Genomic DNA, 25,930 nt, shown 5'->3' on the forward strand with positions numbered 1-25,930 from the left:
GGCGTCGTTCACCGCCCGGTGGAGCCGGAGCCGGTTGCGTACCACCTGTACCGGCGGCGTGCCGCGGGCGGCGTCCTGCTCGCGGAACCGGGCCACGAAAGCCCGCCGCGGACGCAGCGGGCCGGCCTTCGACCCGAAGACATACACCCAGCCGTCGTGGTGGGCCAACGCCTCGCCGTCCTCGGTACGGCCGTTCTCGGCTCCGGCGTCGGCGGTCACCAGCCCAGCGTACGAACACCGCACACGTAGGGTTGCGGGCGCACCCGAACGCCGAGGAGAGCCCTTGTCAACGCCCGAGCTCCACGTCGACTCGCCACCCAATCCCGCCCTGCACGCCGACGCTCTGACCGTGCTGCGCGGCTGGACGCCCACCTCGGTGGCCGCCGCCCAGGCCCGGGATCGAACGCTGGACCTGCTCGCCGCCGGGCCGGAAGCGATGAGCCGGAGGCACCGGGCCGGCCACGTCACCGCCAGCGCGCTGGTGCTCAACGCCACCGGTTCCCGGATGCTGCTCTGCCTGCACCGCAAGTTCCGCAAGTGGGTGCAGCTCGGCGGGCACTGCGAGCCCGCCGATTCGACGCTGGCCGCGGCGGCGCTGCGGGAGGCGACCGAGGAGTCCGGCGTGACCGGCCTGCGGATCGATCCGGTGCCGATCGACGTGGACATTCACGCGGTCAGCTGCCAGGGCGGCTCGTTCCACCACGACGTACGCTTCGCCATCCTCGCCCCGCCCGGCGCGCGGGCCCAGGTCAGCGAGGAGTCCGAGGAGTTGGGCTGGTTCCCACCGAGCCAGCTTCCGACTCCGTTGGCCGGCGGGACCGCCCAGCTGATCACGCCGGCCCTGGCGGCGCTCAGACGAGCCCCACTTCACCCCGCTCCTTGAGCTCGTCGACGAGTTGCTTCACGTCCTGGGCGCGGTCCCGCGGGCAGACCAGCAACGCGTCCGGGGTGTCGACCACGATCAGGTCCTGCACTCCGACCGTCGCGACGAGTCGGCCCGAGTGCGGGACAACCACCAGGTTCGTGCTGTCCCGCAACAGGACATTGGGCTTCGCCTCCCCACCCAGGACCATGTTGCCGGCCGGATCCGCCGGCAGGACCTCGCCGAGGGTGTGGAAGTCACCGACGTCGTTCCAGCCAAAGGCGCCGGGGACCGTCGCCACCCGGCCCGCGGTCGCCGCCCCCTCCATCACCGCGTAGTCGACCGAGATCTTCGGCAGCGTCGGCCACACCGTGCCGAGCACCTCGTCCTGTTCCTCGGTGCCCCAGGCGGCGGCGATCTCGAGCACGCCCGCGTGCAGCGCCGGCTGCTGCCGGGCCAACTCGGCGAGGAAGACATCCACCCGCCAGACGAACATGCTGGCGTTCCAGAGGTGCCGCCCAGACCGGAGGTACGCCTCCGCCACGTCGGCGTCCGGCTTCTCCTTGAACTCGACCACCGGACGCGGCGATCCGTCCCCGATCGGCTCGCCGGTCTCCAGGTAGCCGTAGCCGGTCTCCGCCCAGGCCGGGGTGATCCCCACCGTCATCAGCAGCCCCTGCTCGGCACCCCGGGCGGCCTGGCGCACAGTATCCCGCCACCCCGCCGGGTCACCGATCAGATGGTCCGCCGCGAACGAGCCCATCACCGCGGTCGGCTCCTGCCGCGCGATCACGGCGGCAGCCAGTGCGATCGCTGCGCACGAGTCCCGCGGCGACGGCTCGACCAGGATGTTCTGCTCCGGCAACCCGGCCAGCTGGCGGGCCACCGCGGTGGCGTGAGCCGTGCCCGTGACCACGAAGGTCTGTTCCGGCGTCGCCAGTGAACCGAGCCGCTCCACCGTCGCCTGCAACAGCGACGCAGCAGACCCGGTGAGCGGGTGAAGAAACTTTGGATGCCCGGCGCGGGACAACGGCCACAGCCTGGTGCCGCTGCCACCCGCCGGTATGACGGCGTAAATCACCCGCACATTCTCCCCGAACCGATCGACTGAGGCCGCCGGGTCAGCCGAACAGCGCCCCGTTCACGCCCGGGCCCGGGACCAGGCGGCGAGGTGCACCTCGGCGCTGGACTGCCAGGTGAACTCCTTGGCCCGGTCGAAACCGGCCTGGGCCAGCGCCAGCCGGCGGTGCTCGTCGTCGAGCAACGCGACCAGGTCGGCGGCGATCTGGTCCGACGCCTCGCTGGTGTACGCGACCGCCTCGCCGCCCACCTCGGGCAGCGAGAGCCGGGGCGTCGTCAGCACCGGGGCGGCACAGGCCATCGCCTCCAGGATCGGCAGGCCGAACCCCTCGCCGTACGACGGGTAGGCGGAGACCAACGCCCCACCGAGGAAGCCCGGCAGGTCGGCGTAGCGCAGGTAGCCGGGGCGAAGCAGGCGCAGGTGCGACGGCACCTCGGCGACCGCGCGATCGATTTCGTCGTCGTGCCCCTGCCCCCCGGCGATCACCAGGGCGGGCGGCTGGTGCCGGTCCGCCACGGCCCGCGCCCAGCCCCGAATCAGGTTGGGAACGTTCTTGCGGGGCTCCTTGGCACCGAGAAACGCGATGTAGCTCTGGCTGCCGAGCCCCAGCCGGGCCCGGACCCGGGCCTTCTCCTCGGCGCTCGGGGCGTGGAACGCGGCATGATCAACCCCGTGGTAGGCGACATCGATCCGGGTCGGATCGGCGTCCAACAGCCGGATCAGCTCATCCCGGGTGGCTTTGCTGGGCACGATCACCCGGTCGGCGCGGCGCAGCGACGTCCGGATCGCGCTGCGGAAGAAGGTGCGACGTGACTTGTCGTAGTGCTCCGGCTCGGTGAAGAAGGTGGCGTCGTGCACGGTCACGGTGACCGGACAGCCCGCCCGCAGAGGGCAGGTGTAGAAGGGTGAATGCAGCACCTGGGCGCCGACCTGCTGGGCGAGCAGCGGCAGGCCGGTCTGCTCCCAGGCAAGCCGCGCGGGCCGGTGCGCCACCGCAGCCGGGGCGGGGATGATCTCCGCCCCGGGCAGCATCCGGGTATAGCGCTCAAGGTCTGTCCGAAGGCTGACCACGACCAGGTCGACGCCGGTGCCGCAGACCTTCCCGAGCGCACCGAGCAGGCCGTCAACGTATCTACCGACGCCGCCACGATCGGCGGGAACACTCGTGGCATCAATGAGCACACGGGGCGGGCTGCCGGCGGTCAAGGGGCGACTCCTTGCACTCGGGGGTGTGGGGTACCACACTTTCGCCGTAAGCCTACGCCGCACCACGGCCCGGGCGGTGACTGCGACCCGGCGCCGAGCCAAGTCGTCGTCGCCCCGGCTCCGGGCGGCAGGCGCGTATCGTTCGCGCTGATGGCCGAAAACCTTTCCCGGGTCCTCGCCGACGCGATCGCACCCGACCCGACCCGACCGCTGCTCACCTGGTACGACGACGCCACCGGCGAACGCACCGAACTCTCCGGCGCAACCTGCGCGAACTGGGTGGCCAAGACCGCCAACCTGCTGGTTGACGGGGTGGGACTCGCACCCGGCGACACCGCCGGCGTGCTCCTGCCCCCGCACTGGCAGACCGCCGCCGTGCTGCTCGGATGCTGGTCGGCTGGCCTTACGGTGGCGGACCCGCCGGACGACGTCGACGTTCTCTTCGTCGCCACCGGCCGGCTGGCCGAGGCGGACCACGTCGGCGCCGAGGACCGCTACCTACTCGCGCTGGACCCGTTCGCCCGGCCGCTGCGGGAGGTGCCACCGGGGTACGCCGACTTCGCGTCCGAGGTACGGACGCACGGCGACCACTTCGGGGCGCCCGCGCCCGGTGGACCGGCCCAGGCGGAGCTGGCCGCCCGGGCCGCCGCGCGCGCCGCGGAGCTCGGGCTCACCCCCGGCACGCGGGTCCTGATCGACGTTGACCGCTACCCGGACCCGGTCGACTGGCTCTTGGCCCCGCTGACCGCGAACGCCTCCACGGTTCTGGTCGCGCACGCCGACACCAGTCGTCTCGGCGCCCGCGCCGTCGCCGAGCGGACCACCCTCACCCTGCCCTGACCCCGTGGTCGGTGGCCGTCATCGGGCTCGCCCGTCGGCGGTGTCGTCGTGGGTGGCTCGGCGCTGGGCCAGACCGGCGAAGGCGGTCAGCGACTCCGGGTTGGCCAGCGCGCCGCGGGCTGCCGCTGAGTCGACAGGGGTGCCGGTCAGGATCTTCTTGACCGGTACCTCCAGCTTCTTCGCCGACAGGGTCCGCGGTACGGCGGCGACCGGATGGATCTCGTCCGGCACGTGCCGGGGCGACAGGGCCGTACGCAGTTCCCGGCAGATCCGCGTCCGCAGCGCGTCGCCCCACTCCACGCCTCCGGCGAGCACCACGAAGAGGAGCAGCTCACCGGCGCCGCCCTCGGCGTCCTCCAGGTGCACGACGAGGGAGTCAACGACCTCGTCCAGACCTTCCACGACCGAATAGAACTCGGCGGTGCCGAGACGGACCCCGCCCCGGTTCAACGTCGCGTCGGAGCGGCCGGTGATGACGCAGCCGCCCCGCGAGTTGATCGTGATCCAGTCGCCGTGCCGCCAGACGCCGGGGTAGCGGTCGAAGTACGCCTCCCGGTACCGGCTGCCGTCGGTGTCGCCCCAGAACCCGACCGGCATGCTCGGCATCGGCTCAGTGATCACCAGCTCGCCCAACGCACCGATGACCGGGGTGCCGTCGCCGGAGCGGGCCTCCACCTTCGCCCCGAGCGCCCGGCAGGCGATCTCGCCCGCGTGTACGGGCAGCAGCGGAGTTCCGCCGACGAAACCGGTGCAGACATCGGTTCCGCCGGAGAGCGACTGGAGCTGGAGGGCCTCGCCGACGTTCCGGTAGACCCAGTGAAAGCCTTCGGGGGGCAGTGGCGCGCCGGTGGAGCCGACCCCGCGCAGGGCGGACAGGTCGGCGAACCCGCTGGGGACCAGCCCGGCTTTTCGGCAGGCCAGCAGAAACGGCGCCGAGGTACCCAGGTAGGTGGTGTCGGTGCGCTCCGCCAGCCGCCACAGCGTGCCCAGGTCGGGATGGCCCGGGTCGCCGTCGAAGAGCACGATCGCCGCCCCCACGGCCGGGCCGGAGACGAGGAAGTTCCACATCATCCAGCCGGTCGTGGTGAACCAGAAGAACCGGTCCGCCGGGCCCAGGTCGTGGTGCAGGGCGAGCATCTTCAGGTGCTCGAGCAGGATGCCGCCGTGGCCGTGCACGATCGGCTTGGGCAGGCCCGTCGTACCGGAGGAGTAGAGCACGTAGAGCGGGTGATCGAAGGGCACCGGGGTGAAGGTGAGCGGCTCGTCGGTGGCCGCGGCGAGGTCGGCCCAGGCGATTGTGTCCGCCGGGGGAAGACCAGCCGGATCGAGGTACGCGATGCCGACGGTGTGCGACAGCGACGGCAGGGCGGCCCGGATGGCGGCCACCTCGGCTCGCCGGTCAATCGGCTTCTGGCCGTAGCGGTAGCCGTCAACGGCGACCAGGACCTTCGGCTCGATCTGCTGCCAGCGGTCGGTCACGCTCCGGGTACCGAACTCGGGCGCGCAGGAGGAGAAGATCGCGCCGAGGCTGGCGGTGGCCAGCAACAGTACGTACGTCTCGGGAATGTTCGGCGCGTACGCGGCCACCCGATCGCCCGCGCCGACGCCGAGCCGGCGTAGCCCGGCGGCAACCCGGCGGACCTGCTCCCGCAGCTCGGCGGCGGAGAGGGTGACCGGTGGCCGGGTCTGCCCATGGGCGATCACCACCGGGTCGGCGTCGCCCCGGCCCGGCATCCGCAGCACGTTCTCCGCGTAGTTCAGGGTGGCGCCCGGGAACCAGCGGGCACCGGGCATGGTCCGCTGGGCAAGCGTGGCCGTGGCTGGGGCGTGCGACACGACCTCGAAGTGGTCCCAGACCGACTGCCAGAAGGCGGGCAGGTCGGTGACCGACCAGCGCCACAGTTCGTCGTAGTCGGCGAAGTCCAGTCCCCGGTGCGTACTCAGCCAACGCAGGTAGGTCCCGACCCGGGACCGCTCACGCACGTCCGCCGGCGGCGTCCACAGCACCTCACCCATCGCTCCACCCTCCCTCGGCTCGGCACAACGCTGTCCGGCCGTGGCGCCATCTTGCCCTACCTCGAGGTGCCGTCGCCTGCACCCGGGCCCGGGCGATCGGGGGTGTGGGGATCCGGTGCCGCGCTACGCCGCCGGCGTTTTCCACTGATGTGGACCGGAGACTAGTCAGCCGTCCGGTATGCATGGATCGCCCGACGGCGGGCGAGTCGGTGCGCCCGCCGGATCTCCGCCTCCCGGAAGCGCCGCTGGTCCGCGACGGTCTCCGGGGACACCGGTGGGACCGGCCGGGGGCTGCCACCGACGTCAACGCCGACGAAGACGAGGTACGCGGTGGCGACCCGCACCGGCTCCCCCTCGGCCGAGTCCCACCGTTCGGCGGTTACCCGCACCCCGACCTCCATCGAGGTCTGCCCGGCCCAGTTGACCTGGGCATAGGCGTGCACCAGGTCCCCGACCCGCACCGCCTCGGAGAAGACGATCTCGTCGATCGCCGCGGTCACCGCCGTCCCACCACTGTGCCGGGCGGCGGCGGCCCCGGCGACGTCGTCCACGAACTTCATCAGCACCCCGCCGTGCACGGTGCCGTAGAGGTTTACATCGACAGCAGTCATGATGCGACTCAGCGTGACCCGGGAGTATGCGGTTGGCCGTCCCGGTGCGGTGGTGGTGGGGTACTCGTTCATATCGGAGACGGTACGGTGCGCCGATGCGACATCTATGGAGCTTCCTCGCGGGTCTCGTGGTGGCACCCGTCACGTGGATCCTGGTCACTCTCGGTCAAGACGGATCAGCACGTACCGTCGACCGCTGGGTGGAGATCGATCGGTTCAACTCGGCCAACCTGATCGAGCCCGCGGTCTGGCTGTTCGTCGGCGGTGTCCTGCTCGGACTCCTCGGCACACTGCGCGTCTCGCCGATCGGCCCGATCGTCGCCGGGCTGCTGCTCGCCACCCCGTACCTGGGGTTGGCCATCAGTCCATTCGCTGTCCGCAACCGCATCCCGGCGGACTGGGAGGTCCTCGGCGACCCGCTTCCGCTACGGCTGCCGCTGGAGAACGGGACGCTCTTCCTGATCGGCCTCCTGCTGATGGTGGCCGGCTTCAGCGGTCAACGCTGGCGGCAGTGGCCGACGCCCAAGCCGGAACCGAAGGCGGCGGAGAACCCAGACCCTTCAGACACCCCGCTCGACGACTGGCCGACCACACCGGAGCGGGAGAACACCGGGCCAGCCCTGGGCCAGCCGACATCCGACCCCTCCCTGGGCAACCCGAAGTCGGACCCGACCGAAGCGCTACCCCCGCAGACCGGCGGCGAAACCCCCTGGTCCACTCCGCCGCGGGGCAACCACCGGCAGACGACCACGACCGGGCCACGCTGACCAACAGACCGAGTCCACGCTCAGCCCGCTCCCGGCAGACCGGCAACCGGCCCGCCGGGGGCGTGCGGTCGCCGGGGCTCAGCCCTTCAGAAGCTGCCGCGCCATGACGATGCGCTGCACCTGGTTCGTGCCTTCGTAGATCTGGGTGATCTTCGCGTCCCGCATCATCCGCTCGACCGGGTAGTCCCGGGTGTAGCCATAACCGCCGAGCAGCTGAACGGCGTCGGTGGTGATCTCCATGGCGGCATCGGAGGCGAAGCACTTGGCCGCCGCGCCGAAGTAGGTCAGGTCCGCGTCCCCCCGCTCGGACCGGCCCGCTGCGGCGTAGGTCAACTGCCGTGCCGCCTCCAGCTTCATGCCCATGTCCGCGAGCATGAACTGGATGCCCTGGAAGTCGGCGACCGGCTTGCCGAACTGCTGACGCTCCTGCACGTATCCCTTGGCGTAGTCGAGCGCACCCTGCGCGATGCCCACCGCCTGCGCGGCGATGGTGACCCGGGTGTGGTCCAGGGTCTGCATAGCGGTGGTGAAGCCGGTGCCCTCGGCACCGATCATGCGGTCGGCGGGGAGGCGGACGCCGTCCAGGTAGACCTCACGGGTCGGCGAGCCCTTGATCCCCAACTTTCTCTCCGGTGCGCCGAAACTGACCCCCGGGTCGGACTTCTCGACCACGAAGGCCGAGATGCCCCGGCTCCGGGCGGTCGGGTCGGTGACGGCGAAGACCGTGTAGAACTCGGACACTCCGGCGTTGGTGATCCACCGCTTGACGCCGTTGAGCACCCAGTCGTCGCCATCCCGGACGGCCCGAGTGGTCATCGCGGCGGCGTCGGTGCCCGCCTCCGGCTCGGACAGGCAGTACGAGAACATCGCGTCGCCGGCCGCCACCTGGGGCAGGTACTTCCGCCGGAGCTCCGCGGACCCGGCCAGGATCAGCGGCATGGTGCCCAGCTTGTTGACCGCCGGAATCAGTGAGGAGGAGGCACAGGCACGCGCCACCTCCTCGATCACGATCGCTGTGGCGAGAGCATCCGCACCGGCGCCGCCGTACTCGACGGGGATGTGCGGAGCGTGAAAGTCAGCCGCCCGCAACGCGTCGAAGGACGCCTTCGGGAACTCGCCAGTATCATCCGCCTCCGCGGCGTGCGGTGCCACCTTCGCCGCACAGACCTCCCGGACCGCCTCCCGGACCGCCTGCTGCTCATCCGTCAATCGGTAACCGTCGAACGCCTGCTCTGCGGCCATGTCGGCCCCTCCTCTTCACCGCTATCATGCGCAGTCTGTAGCGTCATCTGACCGCGGACCGCGCAGACTGAAGGATAGCGAAACGGGATCGGGCGATGTTACCGCCGCGTAGGCTACGACGTGCCGCACCGACCAGCCCACGCGGGAGCATGGTCTAACAAACGAAGAACCCCACCTCCGGTGCCCCTGGCAGGCGCCGCGGTCGGCAGCGACGCCACGAGCGGCGCCAGTGCGAGCGGAGAAGACAGGCGTGACGATCCCGTACCCGAACACCCAGCCAGTACCTCCGATCGGAGCGGTGACCCCGCCCTCCGGCGCTCCCCGCCCCCGGGTGACCTTCCTCGGCACCGGCTACCTTGGCGCGACATACGCCATCTGCTACGCCGAGCTGGGCTACGAGGTGCTCGGCTTCGACGTGGACGCCGACAAGATCGCGATGCTCAACGCCGGTGAGGTGCCGATCCACGAACCTGGCCTGGACGAACTACTCAAGCGCAACCTCGCCGCCGGGCGGCTGCGCTTCAGCACCGACATGGCCGAGGTCGCCGAGTTCGGGGATGTGCACTTCATCTGCGTCGGCACCCCACAGCAGGCCGACGCGCTGGGGGCGGACCTGTCGTACGTCGAGGCGGCCGTCACCAGCCTGGCGCAGCAGTTGACCCGCCCGGCGCTGATCGTCGGCAAGTCCACGGTGCCGGTCGGCACCGCGGAGTGGGTCGAGCAGCTGGTGAGTAAGCACACACCGGCCGACCTCGGCATTGAGGTCGCCTGGAGCCCCGAGTTCCTCCAGGAGGGCTTCGCCGTTGACGACGTGCTCCGTCCGAACCGGATCGTGGTCGGCGTCAAGAGCGAGTGGGCCAACGGAATGCTCTACGCCGCACACAAGGGCGTCTTCGACCTGGCTGCCACGGAGGACCGCGAGGTACCGATGGTGGTCACCGACTTCGCCACCGCGGAGCTGGTGAAGGTCGCCGCGAACGCCTTCCTGGCGACCAAGATCTCGTTCATCAACGCGATGGCGGAGGTCTGCGAGGCCGCTGGCGGCGACGTAACCCACCTGGCCCGGGCGGTTGGTTTCGACCCCCGAATCGGCAACCGGTTCCTTCAGGCCGGCCTCGGCTTCGGTGGGGCCTGCCTCCCCAAGGACATCCGCGCTTTCCAGGCCCGAGCTCAGGAACTGGGTGCCGGTGAGGCGCTGCGCTTCCTGCACGAGGTCGACCTGATCAACCTGCGCCGCCGGACCCGGGTGGTCCAACTCGCCGCCGACCTACTCGACCGGCGCACCGGCCCGGCCGGCCCCGATCTCTCCGGCACCCGAATCGGCGTGCTCGGTGCGACCTTCAAGCCCAACACCGACGACGTCCGCGACGCGCCGGCCCTCGCCGTGGCAACGCTCCTCCACAAGGCCGGCGCGGACGTGCACGTCTACGACCCTGCGGGAATGGAGCGCGCCCGTGCCGTGGCGCCCGAGCTGACCTACGAGCCGGGCATCAACGAGGCGGTGGCCGGGGCCGACCTGGTCTGCGTCCTGACCGAGTGGGCCGACTTCCGTAATGCCGACCCGGTCGCGCTCGGCGCCCTGGTCGCCGGCCGCCGGGTGGTTGACGGCCGCAACTGCCTCGATTCGACATTGTGGACGCAGGCTGGTTGGGAGTACCGCGGCATGGGCCGCCCGTAACGCCGGCCGCGCTCCGCGGAGCAGGGCGCCACGCCCTGGACCCGCCGACAACTGTCGAAATCCACGCCAGCATTGGGCATGCTGCGACAGTAAGGTCCACAGTGCGGCTGGAGGGGTGTCGTGGCGAGCTTTCAGTGCTCCTCGTGCGGACGGGAGGTAAAGCCGGCCGCCCGCTGCCCGCACTGCGGCGCGCAACAGCCGCAGCGGCTCGAGCACCTGGCGGAGATCGAGCGATCGATCGCGGAGATGAAGGCGCGGGACGCCGAGATCGCCGGCGAACAGCGGAAGATCGCCGCCAAGATGCAGGCTGCGCTCTTCCAGCGGGACATCCTCGCGCATGCCGGTGAGGAGAACGTCAAACAGGCCACCCGCCCCCGGCGCGTGCTGCGGCGCCGGCCAGACCGGCGGCCACCGACCGCTCCCCCCGGCGCACCGCCCCGGGTGCCCGGGCAGGGCACCCGGGGCGGGCCGGCGGAGCCGCCGACCGCCGCCTGGCTCGACGCCGACAACCCCGAGCATCCCCCGGAGGCCTCCAGCCGCGAGGTGCAGAACATTCCCCTCGGGCTCGGCGCGCTGCTGCTCGGTGTCGCCGCGGTGGTCTTCGCCGCGGTCGCCACCAGTTCCCTGGATGCCCTCGCCCGGCTGGGCGTGCTCTGCCTCGCGACGGTCCTGATGCTGCTCGCCCCGCCTGTGCTGGCCCGGCGCGGGCTCACCTCCACCGCCGAGACCATCTCCGCCGTCGGCCTCCTCCTGGTGCCGCTGGCCGGGTACGCGCTCTGGTCCGTAACCAGCGCAGACGGCGCGTCCAGGGCGGTGTTCGCCGGAGCCGTCTCCGCGGTCACCGCCGGGGTAGCCCTGGCGTACGGCGGCTGGAGCGGACTCCGCGTACCCCGGTTCGCCACGGTGCTGGCCCTCCAGCCGATCCTGCCGCTGCTCGCCTACGACCGCATCGACGCTCCGGCGGGCTGGGCCGCGGTGCTGGCCCTCGTGGCCGTCCTGAACTTCTCGCTGGCCGGCTCCGCCGTCACCAGGGCCCGACCGGTCCGCCGGGACCTGCCCGAAGCGCCCCCGCCCCCACCGACCACGGCGGGGGACCAGACCGGCCCGGAACGGCCTCCGGCCACCCCCGTCGCTCCGCGCCAGCGTTCGGGACAGGATCGACCAACCGACGGCGGGGCGGAGCCCGACGAGGTGTTCGGTGGGAACGGCTCCGCCGACCGCCCGGTGCCCGGACTCCGCGAGTTGATCTTCGTCCTCTATGGCGCTGCCGCACTGGCTGCCCTCGGGTACGCCGGTACCGCGCTGCTGCGGATGACCACCGTGCCGGCGACGGTCGGGGCGGGAGCCGCCCTCCTCCTCGCCGCGACCGTGGCCGGCGCGGGGATGCTGGCGACCCGCCGCGCCCCACTTCCCGACATCGGCACCGGCCTGCTCACCCTCGCCGTGATCGGCGCGTCGAGCCGCCTCGCCTGGGTGGCGGCACCCGACCAGGCACTACTTCTGATCACCGCCGTCATCGCGCTCACCGGTCTGGTCGTACGTGCGGTGCCGGCTGCGCTGCGACGCGGCCCGCAGTTCGCCTCCGCCATCGCGTTGACCATCAGCGGCGTCGTCGTCGCCACCGGCACCCTGCGAGCCGGAGTGGCCCCGCTCCGAGCCGCCCTCCCAGCGTGGGCCGCCGACCTCGACCGCTACCCAGCCGAGCTCGCCGCGGTGGGCGCCCCCGCCCCCAGCCAACTCGCCGCCAGCGCGCTGCTGCTGACCGTGGCCGCCGTGGCCGCCCTGCCGCCGGGGATCCGCCGGGAGTTCGCAGTGGTCGGTGCCGCGCTGACCGCGCTCGCCATCCCCACCTCGCTCGGGCTTGGCTGGGTTGCCGCGCCGTGGCCGATGGTGGTGGCGGCGGCCGGGATCGGGGTGGCCGGGTTGTCGGCGCGGACCGAACGCGCGGCGCGTGCGCACGCCGTGACCGCCGCCGGGGTGGGGCTGTTCGGTGCCGGGGCCGGGCTGGCCCGGCCATCCTTGACCGCCGCCGTCCTGCTCGTCCTCTTCCTGGCGGGCGTGCTGGTGGCGGCAGCGCCCCGGCTCCGGGCCGCCGCCGCCGGAGCGGACCTCCTCTCCGGCTGGGCCGCGGGCGGGGCAGCCTTCGCCCTCCCCGGCACGGTGGCGGCGGTCGTCGCCGCCGGTCCGGCGGGGTCCTCCACCGCGCTGCGGGAGGTGACCGTCGCGCTGCTGGCGGCGAGCTTCCTCGCGGTCTGCGTCACGCTCGGCTACGCCGCGCTCGTGCAGGTTTCGCACCGGCATCTCCCGATGCCGCTGGCGACGGGGGCGGTACTGGGTGCCCTGGCCGTCGCCGCGGCCTCGTTCGGGGCACCCGCCACCACCGCCGCCGACGCCTGGGTCGGCGCGCTGCTGCTGGTCGCCGCGGTGCTCCTGTTCTTCGCCCCCTCCTTCGACGCCCGCCGCCGCTCCGACCTCCTCCTGGACGGCGCCGACCTGGCCGGCGCCGCAGTGACCGCTGCGCTGGTCGCCACCCTGGTGCGAATCGCCGCTGTCCTTGCGCCGGGCGCACAGCTGGCGGTCGCGGCCGGGCTACTGCTGGTCGTCGCGGTCGCGGCTCGCGCTCTCCCGCAGCCGTGGCGGCGAGGTCCAACCCTCGGCCTGGCCCTGGGAGGCGGGCTGGTCGGACTGCTGGCCGGCGCGATGGCGCTCCGCGGTGGCATCGGTGTCCTGCTCACCTCCGGTCCAATCTGGGCCGGCGACCTGAGCACGTGGCCGGCCGCCCCGATCGGCGGCTCCACCTGGCAGGCGCCGGTCGCGCTGGCGCTGCTGGCGATAGCCGCCGCGATCCTGTTGCCGCCGCCCTGGCAGCACGACATCTCCGGCGCGGCCCTGGTCCTGGCCGCCGTCGGCGCACCGGCCGCGTTCGCGTTGCCATGGTGGTCGCCGGTACTGGTGGGTTCGCTGGTGGCAACCGGGTACGGCCTGGCGTCGGTGGCGTCGGTGGCGGCCCGGGCCGCGTTCTCCCGGGCCGTCATGGCCGGCGTGCTGGCGCTGTATGTCGCCGGTGCCGGGCTGGTCCGGCCGTGGACGACGGCGCTGGCCCTCGGCGGCATCGCGCTGATCGGGGTCGCCGTGGCGACCTTCGCTCGCGCCCTCTCCCCGCCGCTGGGCACCGATGTGGATGGCGAGGGGTCGCCGCCCCACCCGACGCAGATCGGTGGCGCCGCGACCGGGGCGACGCTGCTCGCCCTGCCCGGCGCGGTGGCCGCCCTGGCTGCCGAGTTCGGGCACTCACCGCAGGTGGTGCTGATCGCCGCCCTGGCCACCTCCGGTCTCGGCCTGGCCGTCGTGACGTCCGCCCGACGCCGGGTTCCGCAGTACCTGCCCTGGGCCAGCGCAGCGCTGGTCGGCGGCGCCACGGTGAGCGCCCTCGCCGCCATCCCCGCCGGCCTACAGGTCGGGGTGTACGCCGCCGCGGCCGCCCTGATCGGTGTCCTCGCCGAGCTGAGCCGTGGCGCCACCGAGCCACCGGCCGGACTCGCGGCACCGACTCGCCGATGGCGAGTAACCTTCGGGGGCACCTGGGGCCACTCCGCCGGGCCCGGCACCCGCAGGTGGCGGGTAGACCCGGCCGCCGGGGCGCTCGCCGCGGCGGCCCTGCCCACGGTGCTGGCCCTGGTCTCGCTCGCACCGGCGCTACACGTGGCGCTGGTCGAGCCATACCGAACCCTCGGCGGCACCTGGCAGGGCCCGCCGCCGGAGTTGCTCCTGCCCGCACCCGCGGCGGCGGACCCGACGCACGTACTCACCGCGTTGCTGCTGACCGCCGCCGCCGCACTGGCTGCTGTCGGTTTCAGCGGCGGTCGACGCAGTCGGGCGGTGCCGGTCATCCTGCCGGGCGCGGCGGTGACCCTGCTGATCACGCCCGTGGCGCTGAACCTCGCCTGGCCCGCGAGCACGCTCGCCGGGCTCACCGTGTTCACCCTCGCCATGCTCGGACTCGCCCTCACACCGCCGCCCACCCTGGTGGAGCGAGCCCGCTCACTCCGGCTGGCCCGGGTACTCGTCTTCGGCATCGGCCTCGCCGCCGGCAGCGCGGGACTCGCCGGCAGCCTGGCCACCGAGAACCTGACCCTGGTCACGCTCGGCGGCGCGGTGGGCGTGGGCACGGTTGCCGCGCTCTTCGGTGCCACCGGGCACGCCCGCATCCTCGGCTGGCTGTTCGCCGCCCTGATGGCGCAGCTTTTCGTGCTCACCACCGGTCTGGTCGCCGGTCTGAGCGCGCGCTGGTCGGCGTTCGGCGTCCTGGCCGTCGGGGCGGCCCTCCAGGTCTTCGCGGCCACCCTGCCGCGCCTGCGTCGTCCGGAGGCGGGGCGGGAGGCGGCCACGGTGGAGTGGAGCGGCTTCGCCGCCGCGCTGATTGCCCTGGCGCTGGCCTACGACTCACCCCGGCACATCGCGGCCCTGCTCGCCGCCGGGGGCGCCATCCTCGGCGTGGCGGCGGCCCGACCCGGCCGCCGCGACATCGAGCGGCGGATCCTCTTCTGGGCGGTGGTGAGCTGCGAGATCACCGCGTGGTGGATTCTCATGTGGGTGGCGGACGTGGCCCTGCCCGAGGCCTACACCCTGCCGTTCGCTGCGCTGGCCCTGCTCGTCGGCGTACTGGAGCTTCGCCAGCGCTCCGCGCTCAGCAGCTGGGTGGCGTACGGACCGGCCCTGGTGACCGCCTTCGCTCCGACCCTGGCGATCGTGCTGGCCACCGAGAGCAGCATGCTGCGCCGGGTGCTGCTGTTGCTCGGGGCGGTCGCGGTGCTGGTCTTCGGCTCGCTGCGGCAGCAGCAGGCACCGGTGATTGTGGGTGCCACGGCCACCGCGATCACGGCGATCCACGCGCTGTTCAGTCTCGGGCCGTGGCTGCTGCTGATCCCCGCCGGTCTCCTCCTGTTGGTCCTCGGGGCCAGCAACGAACGTCGCCGGCGGGCCCAAGAACGCCTCCAGACCGCCCTACGCGGCATGCGCTAACCCGCTGCGGCAGCCCGCCCGGACCCGGCTCAGCGGGGTGCGCCCGGACTCAGCTCAGCGAGGCGCGCAGGGCCGCGTTCTTCTCCGCGACCACCTGCTCCAGATCGGACTGGTACGCCGTCATCCGGTCGCGCAGCGCCCGGTCCTCGACGCCGAGGATCCGGACCGCGAGCAGCCCGGCGTTGCGGGCGTTACCGATCGAGACGGTGGCCACCGGCACGCCGGCGGGCATCTGCACGATGGAGAGCAGTGAATCCATCCCGTCCAGATACTTCAGGGCCACCGGCACCCCGATCACCGGCAGTGGGGTGACCGAGGCGACAATGCCCGGCAGGTGCGCCGCGCCCCCAGCCCCAGCGATGATCACCTTTAGGCCGCGGTCAGCGGCGTCACGGCCATACTCGATCATGCGGACCGGTGTCCGGTGCGCCGAGACCACCTCGACCTCGTACGCGACCCCGAACTCGTCCAGTGTCTCGGCGGCGGCCCGCATTGTCGGCCAGTCCGAGTCGCTGCCCATGATCAACCCGACTGTGCTCATCCGTGCCCCTCCCGCAGCCAACGGGCCGCCCGCGCCGCCCGGCGGCGCACCTCATCCAGGTTGTCGCCGAGTACGGTGACATGGCCGATCTTGCGACCTGGGCGCACCTGCTTGCCGTACAGGTGCACCTTGGCGCCCGGCTCAGCGGCGAAGAGGTGGTGCAGGCGCTCGTCGAGAGAGATCCCGCCCGGCTCACCGCCCAGCACGTTCGCCATCACCACCACCGGCGCGGCCAACGACGTGTCCCCCATCGGATAGTCGAGCACCGCCCGCAGGTGCTGCTCGAACTGCGAGGTCCGGGCCCCCTCGATGCTCCAGTGCCCGGAGTTGTGCGGCCGCATCGCCAACTCGTTGACCACGAGGCGGCTGCCCGTCGCCTCGGCTGGGTCGGCCACCTCGAACAACTCGACGGCGAGCAGACCCACCACGCCGAGGTCGGTGGCGAGGTCGATGGCGAGTTGCTGCGCACCGACCGCCAGCTCCTCCGGCAGCTCCGGTGCGGGGGCCAGGACCTCGACGCAGATTCCGTCCCGCTGCACGGTCTCGACCACCGGGTACGCGGCGACCTGCCCGAACGGGGAACGGGCCACCTGCACGGCCAACTCCCGGCGCAGCGCCACCCGCTCCTCCGCGATCAGGCGCACCCCGGTGGCCAGCAACGTGGCCGACAGTTCGGCCGCCTGGGCGGCATCCTCGACCAGCCACACGCCCCGGCCGTCATAGCCGCCCCGGGCCGCCTTGAGCACCACCGGCCAACCCACGGCGGCACCGAAGGATTCGAGGTCGGCCGGGGTCTCCACCGGCCGCCAGGTCGGATTCGGCAGACCCAGCGCCGCGAGCCGTTCCCGCATTACCTGCTTGTCCTGGGCGTGCACCAGCGCCTCGGCCGGCGGAAAGAGCTTGACGCCCTCGCCGGTGAGGGCCTCGATGTGCTCGGTGGGAACATGCTCGTGGTCAAAGGTGACCACGTCGCAGCCCTTGGCGAAGGTGCGCAGCACCGCGAGATCGGTGTGCTCGCCATACTGCACGTCGGCGGCCACCAGGGCGGCACCATCCTCGGGGGCGAGTGCGAGCACCCGCAGCGACTGGCCGAGGGCGATCGCGGCCTGATGGGTCATCCGGGCCAGTTGGCCGCCACCCACCATGCCGACAACGGGCAGACCGGTCTGGGAATCCATAGCCAGGACAGCGTATCCGGCCAGCGGAGCCAGCCCGCTACCCGGGCCCGCCGCCCGCCTACCGGCCCGTCAGCCGCGCCACCAGATCGTCAACTCCGGTTACCGGCCGGTCGCAGACAAAACCCCGACAGACGTACGCGGTGGCCTGCCCGTCAACCAGCTGCCGGCCGGCGAGTAGCGGCACCCCGGGCTGGTCCGGCCGCCCCGCCACCACCACGGCACCCGGTGGGGCGTACCGGTGCGCCGCGTGTACCAACGGCTCACCGGCCGGATCGGGAGTCACCACCGCGATCTCGTACGGGCCGGTGAGGAGCGCCGCACCGGCGGTGGCCGCGTACCCGGTGAAGCGGGCGTGCGCGGCGACGATCGGCGCCACGGTGGCCAGCGCCGCCTCCGCCGCCTCCCGGTAGCGGGTCTCACCGGTCAACGCCGCGTACGCGACCAGCGCGGCGACGATCGCCGACCGGCCGGACGGGGTGGCGTTGTCGGTGGGGTCCGCGGGCCGGCTGACCAGACGCTCCGCGTCATCAGCGGTGTCGAAGAAGCCGCCCTGCGGTGCGGCGAACCGCTCCAGCGCCACGTCGAGGAGCTGCCCCGCCAGGGTCAGCCACCGTCCCTCGCCGGTCAGCTGGTGCATCGCGCAGAACGCCTCAGCCACGCAGCCGTAGTCCTCCAGGACTCCGGCGGCCTCCCCGACCCGGCCGTCCCGCGAGGTCCGCCGCAGCCGCCCGGCCACGACGTGCACTGTTGCCAGGTGCTCGGCCGCGTCCCGCATGGCGCCGTCGGCGACGATCGTCACGCCCTCCATCAGGTTGGCGTCCGGCCCCGGAGCGTCCTCCGCAAAGCTGGCCACGACCTGCTGGAACTCGGCGATCGCGGTGATCGCAAGCCCATTCCAGGCGGCTACCACCTTGTCGTCGCGGGCCGGCTGCGGGCGGGTGTCGCGGACCATCAGCAACCGGTGCGCGACCTCCTGCCAGCGGGACCGCACCGCCGGCGCCGCATCGTCAACGTCCCGGGCCAGCCGAAGCACGCTGGCTGACTGCTCGGTGGCCGCCGCCCCGGTACCGGCCGCCCCGGTCGACGCGGCGGCATGGGGGGTGAACGAGCCCTGCTCGGTGACCGCGAACAGGTCGGCGGCCCACCGGCCGTCCTGCTCGCCCAGGGCCGCGACGAGCTGGGCGGGAGTCCAGACGTAGGTCAGCCCCTCCACCCCGGCGGCGTCGGCGTCCAGCGCGGAGGCGAACCCCTCGCCCGGTCGGTGCAGCTCGTCGGCGAGGAAGCGGGCCGTGTCCCGGGCCACGCGACGGGCCATCGGGTCACCGGTCAGCCGCCACAGGTGGGTGTAGACCCGCAGCAGCAGGGCGTTGTCGTAGAGCATCTTCTCGAAGTGCGGCACCAACCACTGCCCATCCACGCAGTAGCGGGCGAAGCCCCCGGCGAGTTGGTCGTACAGGCCACCCCGGGCCATCGCCTCCGCGGTGTGTCGGACGATCTCCAGGCTCCGCTGGTCGCCCGTGCGCTGGTACTGCCGCAGCAGGAAGAGCAGGTTCAGGTGCGGCGGAAACTTCGGCGCCCCGCCGAACCCACCGTTCATCTCGTCGTACTCCGCGCCGAGCCGGTCGGCAGCGGCGTTGAGCAGGTCGGCGGTGAACGGGGCGGACGGACCCCCGACCGCCTGGGCACCGCCAATCGCCTCGACGACCGCGGCACCCTGCTGGAGCACGGCGCTGCGCTGGTCCCGCCAGGCGGTGGTGACCGACTGGAGCAGCCGGAGGAAGTTGGGCTTCGGGAAGTAGGTGCCGCAGAAGAACGGGGTTCCGTCCGGGGCGGCGAAGGCGGTCATGGGCCAGCCGCCCTGCCCGGTCATGGCCTGGGTCGCCGTCAGGTAGACGGCATCGATGTCCGGACGCTCCTCGCGGTCCACTTTGATCGCCACGAAGCCCTCGTTCAGCAGCGTCGCCACCTGCTCATCGGCGAAGGACTCGTGCGCCATGACGTGACACCAGTGGCAGGCGGCGTAGCCGACCGAGATCATGATTGGGACGTCCCGCCGGCGGGCCTCGGCGAACGCCTCCGCGCACCATGGCCACCAGTCGACCGGGTTGTCCTTGTGCTGGAGCAGGTACGGGCTGGTGGCGTCGGCGAGTCGGTTCACGGGACGACTCTATCGGCGCGGACGGTCAGGAGGCGCCATCGGCCCGGAGGGGAACAACCCGGGAGCGCGCCCCGTTGACCAGGCCGCCGAGGACCGGACCGATCTTGTCGGCCGGCATGGGTTTGAAGAAGTGGTAGCCCTGGGCGGCCGTACAGCCGAGCTCGGCCAGCGCGCTGCGCTGCTCGGCGGTCTCCACCCCCTCGGCGACCACCCGTAGCCCCAGCTGCTGGGCAAGCCCCACTGTGGTGCGCACGATCGCCGCCGCCTCCGGCGAGTCGGCCATCCGGAGCACGAAGGAACGGTCCACCTTCAACTCGTCCACGGTGACCCGGGTGAGGAAGGTCAACGATGAAAACCCGGTACCGAAGTCGTCCACGGCCAACTGCACGCCCATCGTGCGCAGCGCGCCGAGCACCTCGTCGATCACCGCGAGCTCGCTCATCACCACCGTCTCGGTGATCTCCAGGACGAGGCGCCGCGCCGGCACCCGGTGGCGGCACAGCGCGTCTGCGATCTCGGTTGGCAGCCGCCGGTCGAGCAGGCTGCGGGCGGAGAGGTTCACCGAGATCGGCAGGTCCAGTCCGTCTCGGGCCCACTGCGCCGCCACGCCGAGGGCCTTGTCCAGTACGTACCGGGTGAAGGTGCCCAGCTGCTCGCTGTTCTCCACCGGACGGATGAACTCGTGTGGGTTCAGCCAGCCGCGTCGGGGGTGCCGCCAACGGATCAGCGCCTCCACCCCGGTCGGCGCCCCGGTTTCCAGGTCCACCGCCGGTTGCAGGACCAGCACCAACTGGTCGTCGGCGGCCAGCGCCTCGCGCAGCTCGGCCAGGAGGGCGAGCCGGTCGGTGCTGGTGGCGTCCCGCGCGGAGTCGTACGCGGCGACGCAGCCGCTGCCCTCCTTAGCCTGATGCATCGCGATGTCCGCCCGGCGCAGCAGCTCCGCCATGTCGGCGGTGCCGGCGCCCGCGACCACCACCCCGACGGCGGCCTCCACAGACATCCGGACACCCGCCACCTCGGTGGGGGCGGCGAGCCGTTCGGTGATCTCCCGGGCCTGGCGCAGCGTGTAGGCCATCGGGGCGGCGCTGTCTCCGGGCACCGATGTCAACAGGAGGGCGAACTCGTCGCCGCCGAGCCGGCCCAGCAGGTCCCCGCCGCGGGCCAGCCCGCCCAGTCGGTCGGCGGTCAGCCGCAGTAGCTGGTCACCGGCGGCATGCCCGAGCGTGTCGTTGACCTCCTTGAACCGGTTGATGTCCAGCAGCAGCAACGCCACTGGCCGGTCCCGGGCCAGCCGCCGCAGCACCTGGTCCCCCTTGCAGAGCATGGCCGCCCGGTTGGCCAGGCCGGTCAGCGCGTCACTCACCGCCCCCTGCAGGGAACAGGCGGCCATCTTGCGCAGCTCCCGATGGCTCGCCACGTCGTGCAGGGCGACGGCGAGGGCGTCACCGTACGCCGCGAAGACGTCGCGATCGCGGTCGGTGGGCGGTGCCGCCCGGGGGAGACGAACGCGGAGCTGGCCGCCGGCGGCGGTCCCACCGATGAGTGGCCGAACCAGCTCGCGTTCGTCCCCGTCGGTCGCCTCGGGGCCACCGATCTCCCGGGTGGAGAGCTGACCGGCGGCGTCGCCCCGGAACCGATGCCACCGACCGTCGCCGTCGGCGATTTCCACAGTGACCAGCTCGGCGTGGAACAGGGTCAGTGCGCCGCTCACCGCCGCCGTCGCCATGCCCCGCTCGTCGCGGTGACGGAGCGCCGCGGTCGCCTCGGCGAAGGCCCGCCAGGCCCGTCGCTCCTGATCGGCGCGGAGCTGCTGACGGTAGGTCTGCTGGAGCAGCCAGAGCGGCAGCGGGAGGATCACCAACCAACGTGGGTCCACCTCGATGAGGGCGACCACGACCAGGCCCACCACCACGTTCCCGACGAACATCATCAGTTTGCCCCGCAGCGCCTCCTCCAGCACGGCACGGACTGGGACGCCGTGCTGCAGGTTGACGGTGACCGCACCGAGCCCGACGCTGACGAGCAGGTAGGTGACCGCACCCGCGACCATCGCCAGCGCGAGCGGTGGGGTCGGCGCCGCCAGCAGCGGCCGCCCCAACAGGGTGGTGACGAGCCCGGCCGCCGCCGTCGCCACGGTCAGCGACGACGCGATCCGGGCGATCTCCAACGGCGGCCGGCGGGTGCCGAGCAACGACATCCCCGACCAGGCCAGGCCGACGCCGAGGAGGGTGGCTGCCGGAATCCAGCCGGCGGGCACCTGGTGGAAGCAGATGACGAGCGCCGCCTCGCCCCAGGTGAGGCTGACCGCTCCAGCCGCAGCCCGGAACTGGAGTCGGGCGAGCTGCGCGAACGCGAACAGGGCGACGGCGATCCCGAAGCGCGCGGGGCCGCCCAGCGGGTCGTCGCTGGGCAGACCGCTCGGCCGGGTGACCGCCGCCACGGCTGCGACCAGGGCTGTCGCCAGCGCCGCCGCGGTGAGCACGCGGGCCCACTCCGACCGGTCGGGGGGACCAGTCCGCGACTGGCCGGGCACAGTGGCGGTCACCGCCCCGCTCCGGTCCCGAGCTCTACGGCAGGACGACGGGCAGCCTCAGCTGTGCTGATCATCGGCGCCCCCTCCTACCCCAGGCCGACGAAACTTTCCGTCCCCGGCGGGAAGGCTAAGCCAATACCGGTTACCGCAACAGGGGGCTAGGGCGCCGATAGTCGTGAATCATGCGGCCGAGACCCATTCAGGGCTGTTGGGGCCCGGTGCCGGAGTTCAGTGATGAATCCCGCGCCGGGGCACCACCGGCCGCCTCACTGCCTGCCCCAGCTTCCTGGCCAGCGCCGGACGCGACGGAGGCAGCCACAGCGGAGTCGCCGGCAGGCGGAAACTGGTTGGGCAGCCGGCGCAGGCGGGCGTTCATGTTGCGGATCAGTAAGACGGTGGCGATCGCCAGCACGAGGATCAGGAACAGACCCATCGGGCCGGCCAGCCCGCCCGTGCGGGTGTTCCCGAAGTTGTTTTGGGCGAGCACCTCAGCGGCGGTCAGCATGGCGTCCTCCGTTGCGCGAGTGGTGACCAGACTAGCCCGCCCCCGGAGCAGGGCCGATGGAACCCCTCTGCCCGAGTAGGCCGGCTAGGCAATACCGGCGAAGAGGTCCGACTCGGGCAAGGGGCTGTCGACCAGGGACCGGACGAGTTGGAAGTCCTCCGTGGGCCAGGCGCGCTGTTGTACCTCCATCGGCACCTGGAACCAGAATCCATCCGGGTCGATCTGAGTCGCGTGGGCGCGCAACGCGTCGTCGCGGACCGGGAAGTACTCGGCGCACCCCACCCGGGTGGTGATTCTGGGGCCCTTGTCCGTCCGACCCTCCCAACGCGTGAGCCACTCCTCGTACGGCGACTCGAAGCCGGCGGCGAGCAGCGCCTCGTGCAGCACCAGGATCTTGCCCCTGGAGAAGACGATGTCGTAGTAAAGCTTGAGCGGCTGCCAGGGCTCGCCGAGATCGGGGTAACGGCCGGGGACACCGGCGGCGTCGAAGGCCGCAACGCTGATCTTGTGAGTCATGATGTGGTCGGGGTGGGGGTAGCCGCCCTCCTCGTCGTAGGTGGTGACGACGTGCGGACGGAACTCCCGCATCAGGCGCACCAGCGGGCCGGCGGCCTCGTCCACGTCCTGCAGGGCGAAGCAACCCTCGGGTAACGGTGGCAGCGGGTCTCCCTCCGGCAGACCCGAGTCCACAAAACCAAGCCAGGCCTGCTCGACACCGAGAATCGCCCGCGCGGCGTCCATCTCGGCACGGCGGATGTCGGCGATGTTGGCCCAGACGTCGGGCCGGTCCATCTTCGGGTTGAGCACGCTCCCCCGCTCGCCGCCGGTGCACGTCACGACCAGGACGTCCACCCCCTCGGCCACGTACTTCGCGGTGGTCGCCGCGCCCTTGCTCGACTCGTCGTCCGGATGTGCGTGGACGGCCATGAGTCGCAGTCGCTCTGCCAACGTCGGCGCTCCTCATCTCTGCCTGGCGGCCCTACCCAGCCGCCCGACTACGGAACAATCCCCCGCCGTCGGCCCGCCCACCGCACACACCCGCACCCCTGGGCACTCCACCGGCGCTGACCTGCGATGCTTGCGGCGCGCTGCTGGAGCTCTCGCGATGCCGGACCTGCCCACGAGGCGCCCACAAGCGGAACGTGCCCACGGTGCTGAAGTGACCGGACGGCTGGGAGAATGAACCTGCCACTCTTACCAAGCCATTCTTGCTGATGCCCCCGACAACGATGCCAGGAGATACCCACCGGTGAGCGAGACGCACGCCACACATGTGACCGGCGCGCCGGTCTTCCCGCCCGGTCGGTACGGCCGTCGGCGGGAACGCCGCCGCCGTCCGGTGCTGACCGCGCTGGTGGGGCTCGCCCTGGTGGCGGCCCTCGGCACGATCGTGGTCCGGCTCTACCAGCAGTACGGCAGCCCGGAGTATGACGCAACCGTGATCACCTATACCGACATCACCGACTCACAGGTGCTGATCGACTTCCGGGTCGCCGTACCCCCGGGTGGATCCGCGGTCTGTGTGCTGCGGGCCCGGGACCGGGACGGTGCCGAGGTGGCCCGGGAGCAGGTCACGGTGACCGCCCAGCCCGACGAGCGAGAGGTACGCGCGCAGCACCGCCTGGTGACCGAGGGACGCCCTTTCATCGGCGAGGTACTTCGCTGTCGTCGCCCGGCCTGACCTGCCCTGACGGCCGTGGCGGGGCGGCTTGGGAGGGGCTGGACGTTGATCGTCGGGCCGACGGCGTCGGCCGGCACTGGTAACTTGGAATTTCACCTGCCGCCAGCACGACTGAGGAGATCGCCTGTGTCCACTGGCAACGAGGCGCCCGCCACCTGGCTGTCCCAGGAGGCGCACGACCGCCTCCAGGCGGAGCTCGACGGGTTGATCGCCAATCGGCCGGTCATCGCCGCCGAGATCAACGCCCGGCGCGAGGAGGGTGACCTTCGGGAGAACGGCGGCTACCACGCCGCTCGCGAGGAACAGGGCAAGGCCGAAGGACGGATCGTCTATCTGAAGGAGCTGCTGCGCACCGCTCAGGTGGGCGAGGCACCGACCGCCGACACGGTCGCGCCGGGCATGGTGGTGACGATCTACTTCGATGACGACAAGGATGACACCGAGCGCTTCCTGCTCGGTTCCCGCGAGATCTCGTCGACCACCGACCTGACGGTCTACAGTCCCGAGTCCGCCATCGGGCAGGCGATCCTGGGCTGCCGCCCGGGCCAGACCTGCACCTACACCGCACCCAGTGGCGCGGACATCAAGGTCACCGTGGTCGCCTTCGAGCCCTTTGGCGGCTGAACGCGGCGGCTGACCCACCGGTGGAGACGTGCCGGTGGCCCCGGGGGGGGCACCGGCACGTCGGCGTTTCGCGCTTCCGCAGAGCCCAAGCCGGCGGCCTCACGCCTCGCCGGAGAAGACCACCTGGTAGCCACTGGCCCGCAGCACGCTGATCAGCGTGTCCGAGTGCTCGGTGCCGCGGGTCTCCACCGACAGCGCCACCTCGACCTCGCCGAGCCGCAGGTGCGGGTTGGCCCGTTGGTGCTCGACATCCACGACGTTCGCCCGCTGCTCGGCGATCTCGTTGAGCAACAAGGCGAGTTGGCCCGGTCGATCTGAGCAGCGGACGGTGACCCGCAGGTAACGCCCGGCCGCCGCGAGCCCGTGCTCGATCACCCGCAGCATCAGTAGCGGATCGATGTTGCCACCGGAGAGCACCGTCACCACCGGCGCCTCGACGTCGACCACGCCGGCCAGCAGCGCCGCCGCCCCCACCGCACCGGCCGGCTCGACCACCTGCTTGCCCCGCTCCAACAACATCAGCAGCGCGCGGGAGATGTCCTCCTCGCGCACGGTCACGACCTCGTCGACCAACGCGCGGACGTGCTGGAAGGTCAGCTCACCGGGACGCCCGACGGCGATTCCGTCCGCGATCGTGCCGAACGACGGCAGCCGCACCGGCTCACCCGCGGCCAGCGAGGGCGGGAAGGCGGCGGCGCTGGCCGCCTGCACCCCGACGACCCGCACATCTGGGCGCAGCGCCTTCATCACGACCCCGATGCCGGAGACCAGTCCGCCGCCCCCCACCCCGGTGACGATCGTGCGGACCTCCGGGCACTGTTCGAGGAGTTCCAGCGCCACCGTGCCCTGTCCCGCGATCACATCGCCGTGGTCGAACGGGTGGATCAGCGTTGCGCCGGTGCGCTCGGCGTAGGTCTGTGCGGCCACCAGCGACTCGTCAACCGTGTTGCCGACGAGTTCGACCTGCGCGCCGTACCCCTTGGTGGCCTCCACCTTCGGCAACGGTGCGTTCACCGGCATGAACACGGTGGCGTGCGTGCCGACCAGGTCGGCAGCGAGCGCCACGCCCTGGGCGTGGTTGCCGGCACTGGCCGCGACCACACCGTTGGCGCGCTCCGCCGCCGACAGCCGGGAGATCCGAACGATCGCCCCCCGCACCTTGTACGAACCAGCCCGCTGGAGGTGCTCGCACTTGAGCCACACCGGCCCGCCGAGCGCCGCGCTGAGGGGACGGGACGGTTCCACCGGGGTGGTCCGAACGACACCAGCAAGCAACTCCCGTGCGGCCCGTACGTCGTCCAGGCTGACCAATGTCGTCATGCCCTGATGGTGCCACCCGCCCCGACCAGGGCCGGGCCTGGCCACCGCCGCCGGTCCCCGCCGTT

The 25,930-nt window shown here is 72.2% G+C and carries 19 protein-coding genes and 1 pseudogene; 7 read left to right on the forward strand and 13 right to left on the reverse strand.

The window, feature by feature from the left end:
- Positions 1-219 (reverse strand): annotated as a pseudogene (locus tag SALPAC6_RS0114510) (hypothetical protein); the annotation flags it as partial.
- 64 nt (positions 220-283) lie between these two features.
- Between SALPAC6_RS0114510 and SALPAC6_RS0114515 the strand changes: the two are divergent.
- The gene (locus SALPAC6_RS0114515) at positions 284-883 is read left to right on the forward strand and encodes an NUDIX hydrolase (RefSeq protein WP_018254120.1); all 600 of its coding nucleotides are present in this window, start codon (positions 284-286) and stop codon (positions 881-883) included.
- On the opposite strand, the gene SALPAC6_RS0114520 is transcribed toward SALPAC6_RS0114515, so the two are convergent.
- Positions 852-1,949 (reverse strand): mannose-1-phosphate guanylyltransferase, encoded by a 1,098-nt coding sequence (locus tag SALPAC6_RS0114520; RefSeq protein WP_018254121.1) that lies wholly within the window; start codon positions 1,947-1,949, stop codon positions 852-854. The two genes, SALPAC6_RS0114515 and SALPAC6_RS0114520, sit on opposite strands and share 32 nt — an antisense overlap.
- 54 nt (positions 1,950-2,003) lie before the next feature.
- Entirely contained in the window at positions 2,004-3,149 is a 1,146-nt protein-coding gene (locus SALPAC6_RS0114525) for a glycosyltransferase family 4 protein (protein ID WP_026189678.1), read from the reverse strand.
- A gap of 150 nt (positions 3,150-3,299) precedes the next feature.
- On the opposite strand from SALPAC6_RS0114525, the gene SALPAC6_RS0114530 reads away from it, so the two are divergent.
- The gene (locus SALPAC6_RS0114530) at positions 3,300-3,989 is read left to right on the forward strand and encodes a TIGR03089 family protein (RefSeq protein WP_018254123.1); all 690 of its coding nucleotides are present in this window, start codon (positions 3,300-3,302) and stop codon (positions 3,987-3,989) included.
- Between the two features lie 18 nt (positions 3,990-4,007).
- On the opposite strand, the gene SALPAC6_RS0114535 is transcribed toward SALPAC6_RS0114530, so the two are convergent.
- Positions 4,008-6,005 (reverse strand): acetoacetate--CoA ligase, encoded by a 1,998-nt coding sequence (locus SALPAC6_RS0114535; protein WP_018254124.1) that lies wholly within the window; start codon positions 6,003-6,005, stop codon positions 4,008-4,010.
- A gap of 161 nt (positions 6,006-6,166) precedes the next feature.
- Positions 6,167-6,688, reverse strand: a complete 522-nt coding sequence (locus SALPAC6_RS0114540; RefSeq protein ID WP_018254125.1) for an acyl-CoA thioesterase — start codon at positions 6,686-6,688, stop codon at positions 6,167-6,169.
- A 56-nt stretch (positions 6,689-6,744) separates the two neighbouring features.
- Here SALPAC6_RS0114540 and SALPAC6_RS0114545 point away from each other — a divergent pair, with 56 nt between their 5' ends.
- Positions 6,745-7,383, forward strand: a complete 639-nt coding sequence (locus tag SALPAC6_RS0114545; protein ID WP_026189679.1) for a hypothetical protein — start codon at positions 6,745-6,747, stop codon at positions 7,381-7,383.
- A gap of 78 nt (positions 7,384-7,461) precedes the next feature.
- Here the strand turns inward: SALPAC6_RS0114545 and SALPAC6_RS0114550 are convergent, their stop codons facing one another.
- Positions 7,462-8,625 (reverse strand): acyl-CoA dehydrogenase family protein, encoded by a 1,164-nt coding sequence (locus SALPAC6_RS0114550; protein WP_018254127.1) that lies wholly within the window; start codon positions 8,623-8,625, stop codon positions 7,462-7,464.
- A gap of 250 nt (positions 8,626-8,875) precedes the next feature.
- Between SALPAC6_RS0114550 and SALPAC6_RS0114555 the strand changes: the two genes are divergently transcribed.
- Together SALPAC6_RS0114555 and SALPAC6_RS0114560 are read left to right on the forward strand one after the other, a co-directional pair.
- A complete protein-coding gene (locus SALPAC6_RS0114555; RefSeq protein ID WP_018254128.1) occupies positions 8,876-10,303 on the forward strand; it encodes a UDP-glucose dehydrogenase family protein in 1,428 nt (475 codons plus the stop codon).
- Between the two features lie 120 nt (positions 10,304-10,423).
- Positions 10,424-15,325 (forward strand): SCO7613 C-terminal domain-containing membrane protein, encoded by a 4,902-nt coding sequence (locus tag SALPAC6_RS0114560; protein ID WP_018254129.1) that lies wholly within the window; start codon positions 10,424-10,426, stop codon positions 15,323-15,325.
- 49 nt (positions 15,326-15,374) lie between these two features.
- Here the strand turns inward: SALPAC6_RS0114560 and purE are convergent, their stop codons facing one another.
- The 6 genes from purE to mca form a co-directional block, all read right to left on the reverse strand.
- Positions 15,375-15,866, reverse strand: a complete 492-nt coding sequence (purE, locus tag SALPAC6_RS0114565; protein WP_018254130.1) for a 5-(carboxyamino)imidazole ribonucleotide mutase — start codon at positions 15,864-15,866, stop codon at positions 15,375-15,377.
- Positions 15,863-17,044: a 5-(carboxyamino)imidazole ribonucleotide synthase gene (locus tag SALPAC6_RS0114570; RefSeq protein ID WP_018254131.1), complete on the reverse strand. Its 1,182-nt coding sequence runs from the start codon at positions 17,042-17,044 to the stop codon at positions 15,863-15,865. Before SALPAC6_RS0114570 ends, purE begins: the two co-directional genes overlap by 4 nt.
- A gap of 58 nt (positions 17,045-17,102) precedes the next feature.
- Complete coding sequence (locus tag SALPAC6_RS0114575; protein ID WP_018254132.1) at positions 17,103-19,202, reverse strand: thioredoxin domain-containing protein; 2,100 nt, start codon at positions 19,200-19,202, stop codon at positions 17,103-17,105.
- 25 nt (positions 19,203-19,227) lie between these two features.
- A complete protein-coding gene (locus tag SALPAC6_RS0114580) occupies positions 19,228-21,735 on the reverse strand; it encodes a putative bifunctional diguanylate cyclase/phosphodiesterase (protein WP_397538992.1) in 2,508 nt (835 codons plus the stop codon).
- 199 nt (positions 21,736-21,934) lie between these two features.
- Positions 21,935-22,240: a hypothetical protein gene (locus tag SALPAC6_RS0114585; protein ID WP_018254134.1), complete on the reverse strand. Its 306-nt coding sequence runs from the start codon at positions 22,238-22,240 to the stop codon at positions 21,935-21,937.
- A gap of 84 nt (positions 22,241-22,324) precedes the next feature.
- Entirely contained in the window at positions 22,325-23,167 is an 843-nt protein-coding gene (mca, locus tag SALPAC6_RS0114590) for a mycothiol conjugate amidase Mca (RefSeq protein WP_018254135.1), read from the reverse strand.
- 322 nt (positions 23,168-23,489) lie between these two features.
- Here mca and SALPAC6_RS26035 point away from each other — a divergent pair, with 322 nt between their 5' ends.
- Positions 23,490-23,921, forward strand: a complete 432-nt coding sequence (locus tag SALPAC6_RS26035; protein WP_018254136.1) for a DUF4307 domain-containing protein — start codon at positions 23,490-23,492, stop codon at positions 23,919-23,921.
- A gap of 126 nt (positions 23,922-24,047) precedes the next feature.
- Positions 24,048-24,545, forward strand: a complete 498-nt coding sequence (gene greA, locus SALPAC6_RS0114600) for a transcription elongation factor GreA (protein WP_011904834.1) — start codon at positions 24,048-24,050, stop codon at positions 24,543-24,545.
- A 99-nt stretch (positions 24,546-24,644) separates the two neighbouring features.
- Here the strand turns inward: greA and ilvA are convergent, their stop codons facing one another.
- A complete protein-coding gene (ilvA, locus tag SALPAC6_RS0114605) occupies positions 24,645-25,865 on the reverse strand; it encodes a threonine ammonia-lyase (protein ID WP_018254137.1) in 1,221 nt (406 codons plus the stop codon).
- Positions 25,866-25,930 lie beyond the last annotated feature (65 nt).

The organism is Salinispora mooreana (assembly GCF_000379065.1).
GTDB classification, from domain to species: Bacteria; Actinomycetota; Actinomycetes; order Mycobacteriales; family Micromonosporaceae; genus Micromonospora; species Micromonospora mooreana.

Bases quoted from the DNA above. Each gene is read 5' to 3' on its own strand.
- SALPAC6_RS0114585 (WP_018254134.1), bottom strand. From the start codon at position 22,240: ATGCTGACCGCCGCTGAGGTGCTCGCCCAAAACAACTTCGGGAACACC.
- SALPAC6_RS0114530 (WP_018254123.1), top strand. From the start codon at position 3,300: ATGGCCGAAAACCTTTCCCGGGTCCTCGCCGACGCGATCGCACCCGAC.
- purE (WP_018254130.1), bottom strand. From the start codon at position 15,866: ATGAGCACAGTCGGGTTGATCATGGGCAGCGACTCGGACTGGCCGACA.
- SALPAC6_RS0114540 (WP_018254125.1), bottom strand. From the start codon at position 6,688: ATGAACGAGTACCCCACCACCACCGCACCGGGACGGCCAACCGCATAC.
- SALPAC6_RS0114550 (WP_018254127.1), bottom strand. From the start codon at position 8,625: ATGGCCGCAGAGCAGGCGTTCGACGGTTACCGATTGACGGATGAGCAG.
- SALPAC6_RS0114535 (WP_018254124.1), bottom strand. From the start codon at position 6,005: ATGGGTGAGGTGCTGTGGACGCCGCCGGCGGACGTGCGTGAGCGGTCC.
- SALPAC6_RS0114570 (WP_018254131.1), bottom strand. From the start codon at position 17,044: ATGGATTCCCAGACCGGTCTGCCCGTTGTCGGCATGGTGGGTGGCGGC.
- ilvA (WP_018254137.1), bottom strand. From the start codon at position 25,865: ATGACGACATTGGTCAGCCTGGACGACGTACGGGCCGCACGGGAGTTG.
- mca (WP_018254135.1), bottom strand. From the start codon at position 23,167: ATGGCCGTCCACGCACATCCGGACGACGAGTCGAGCAAGGGCGCGGCG.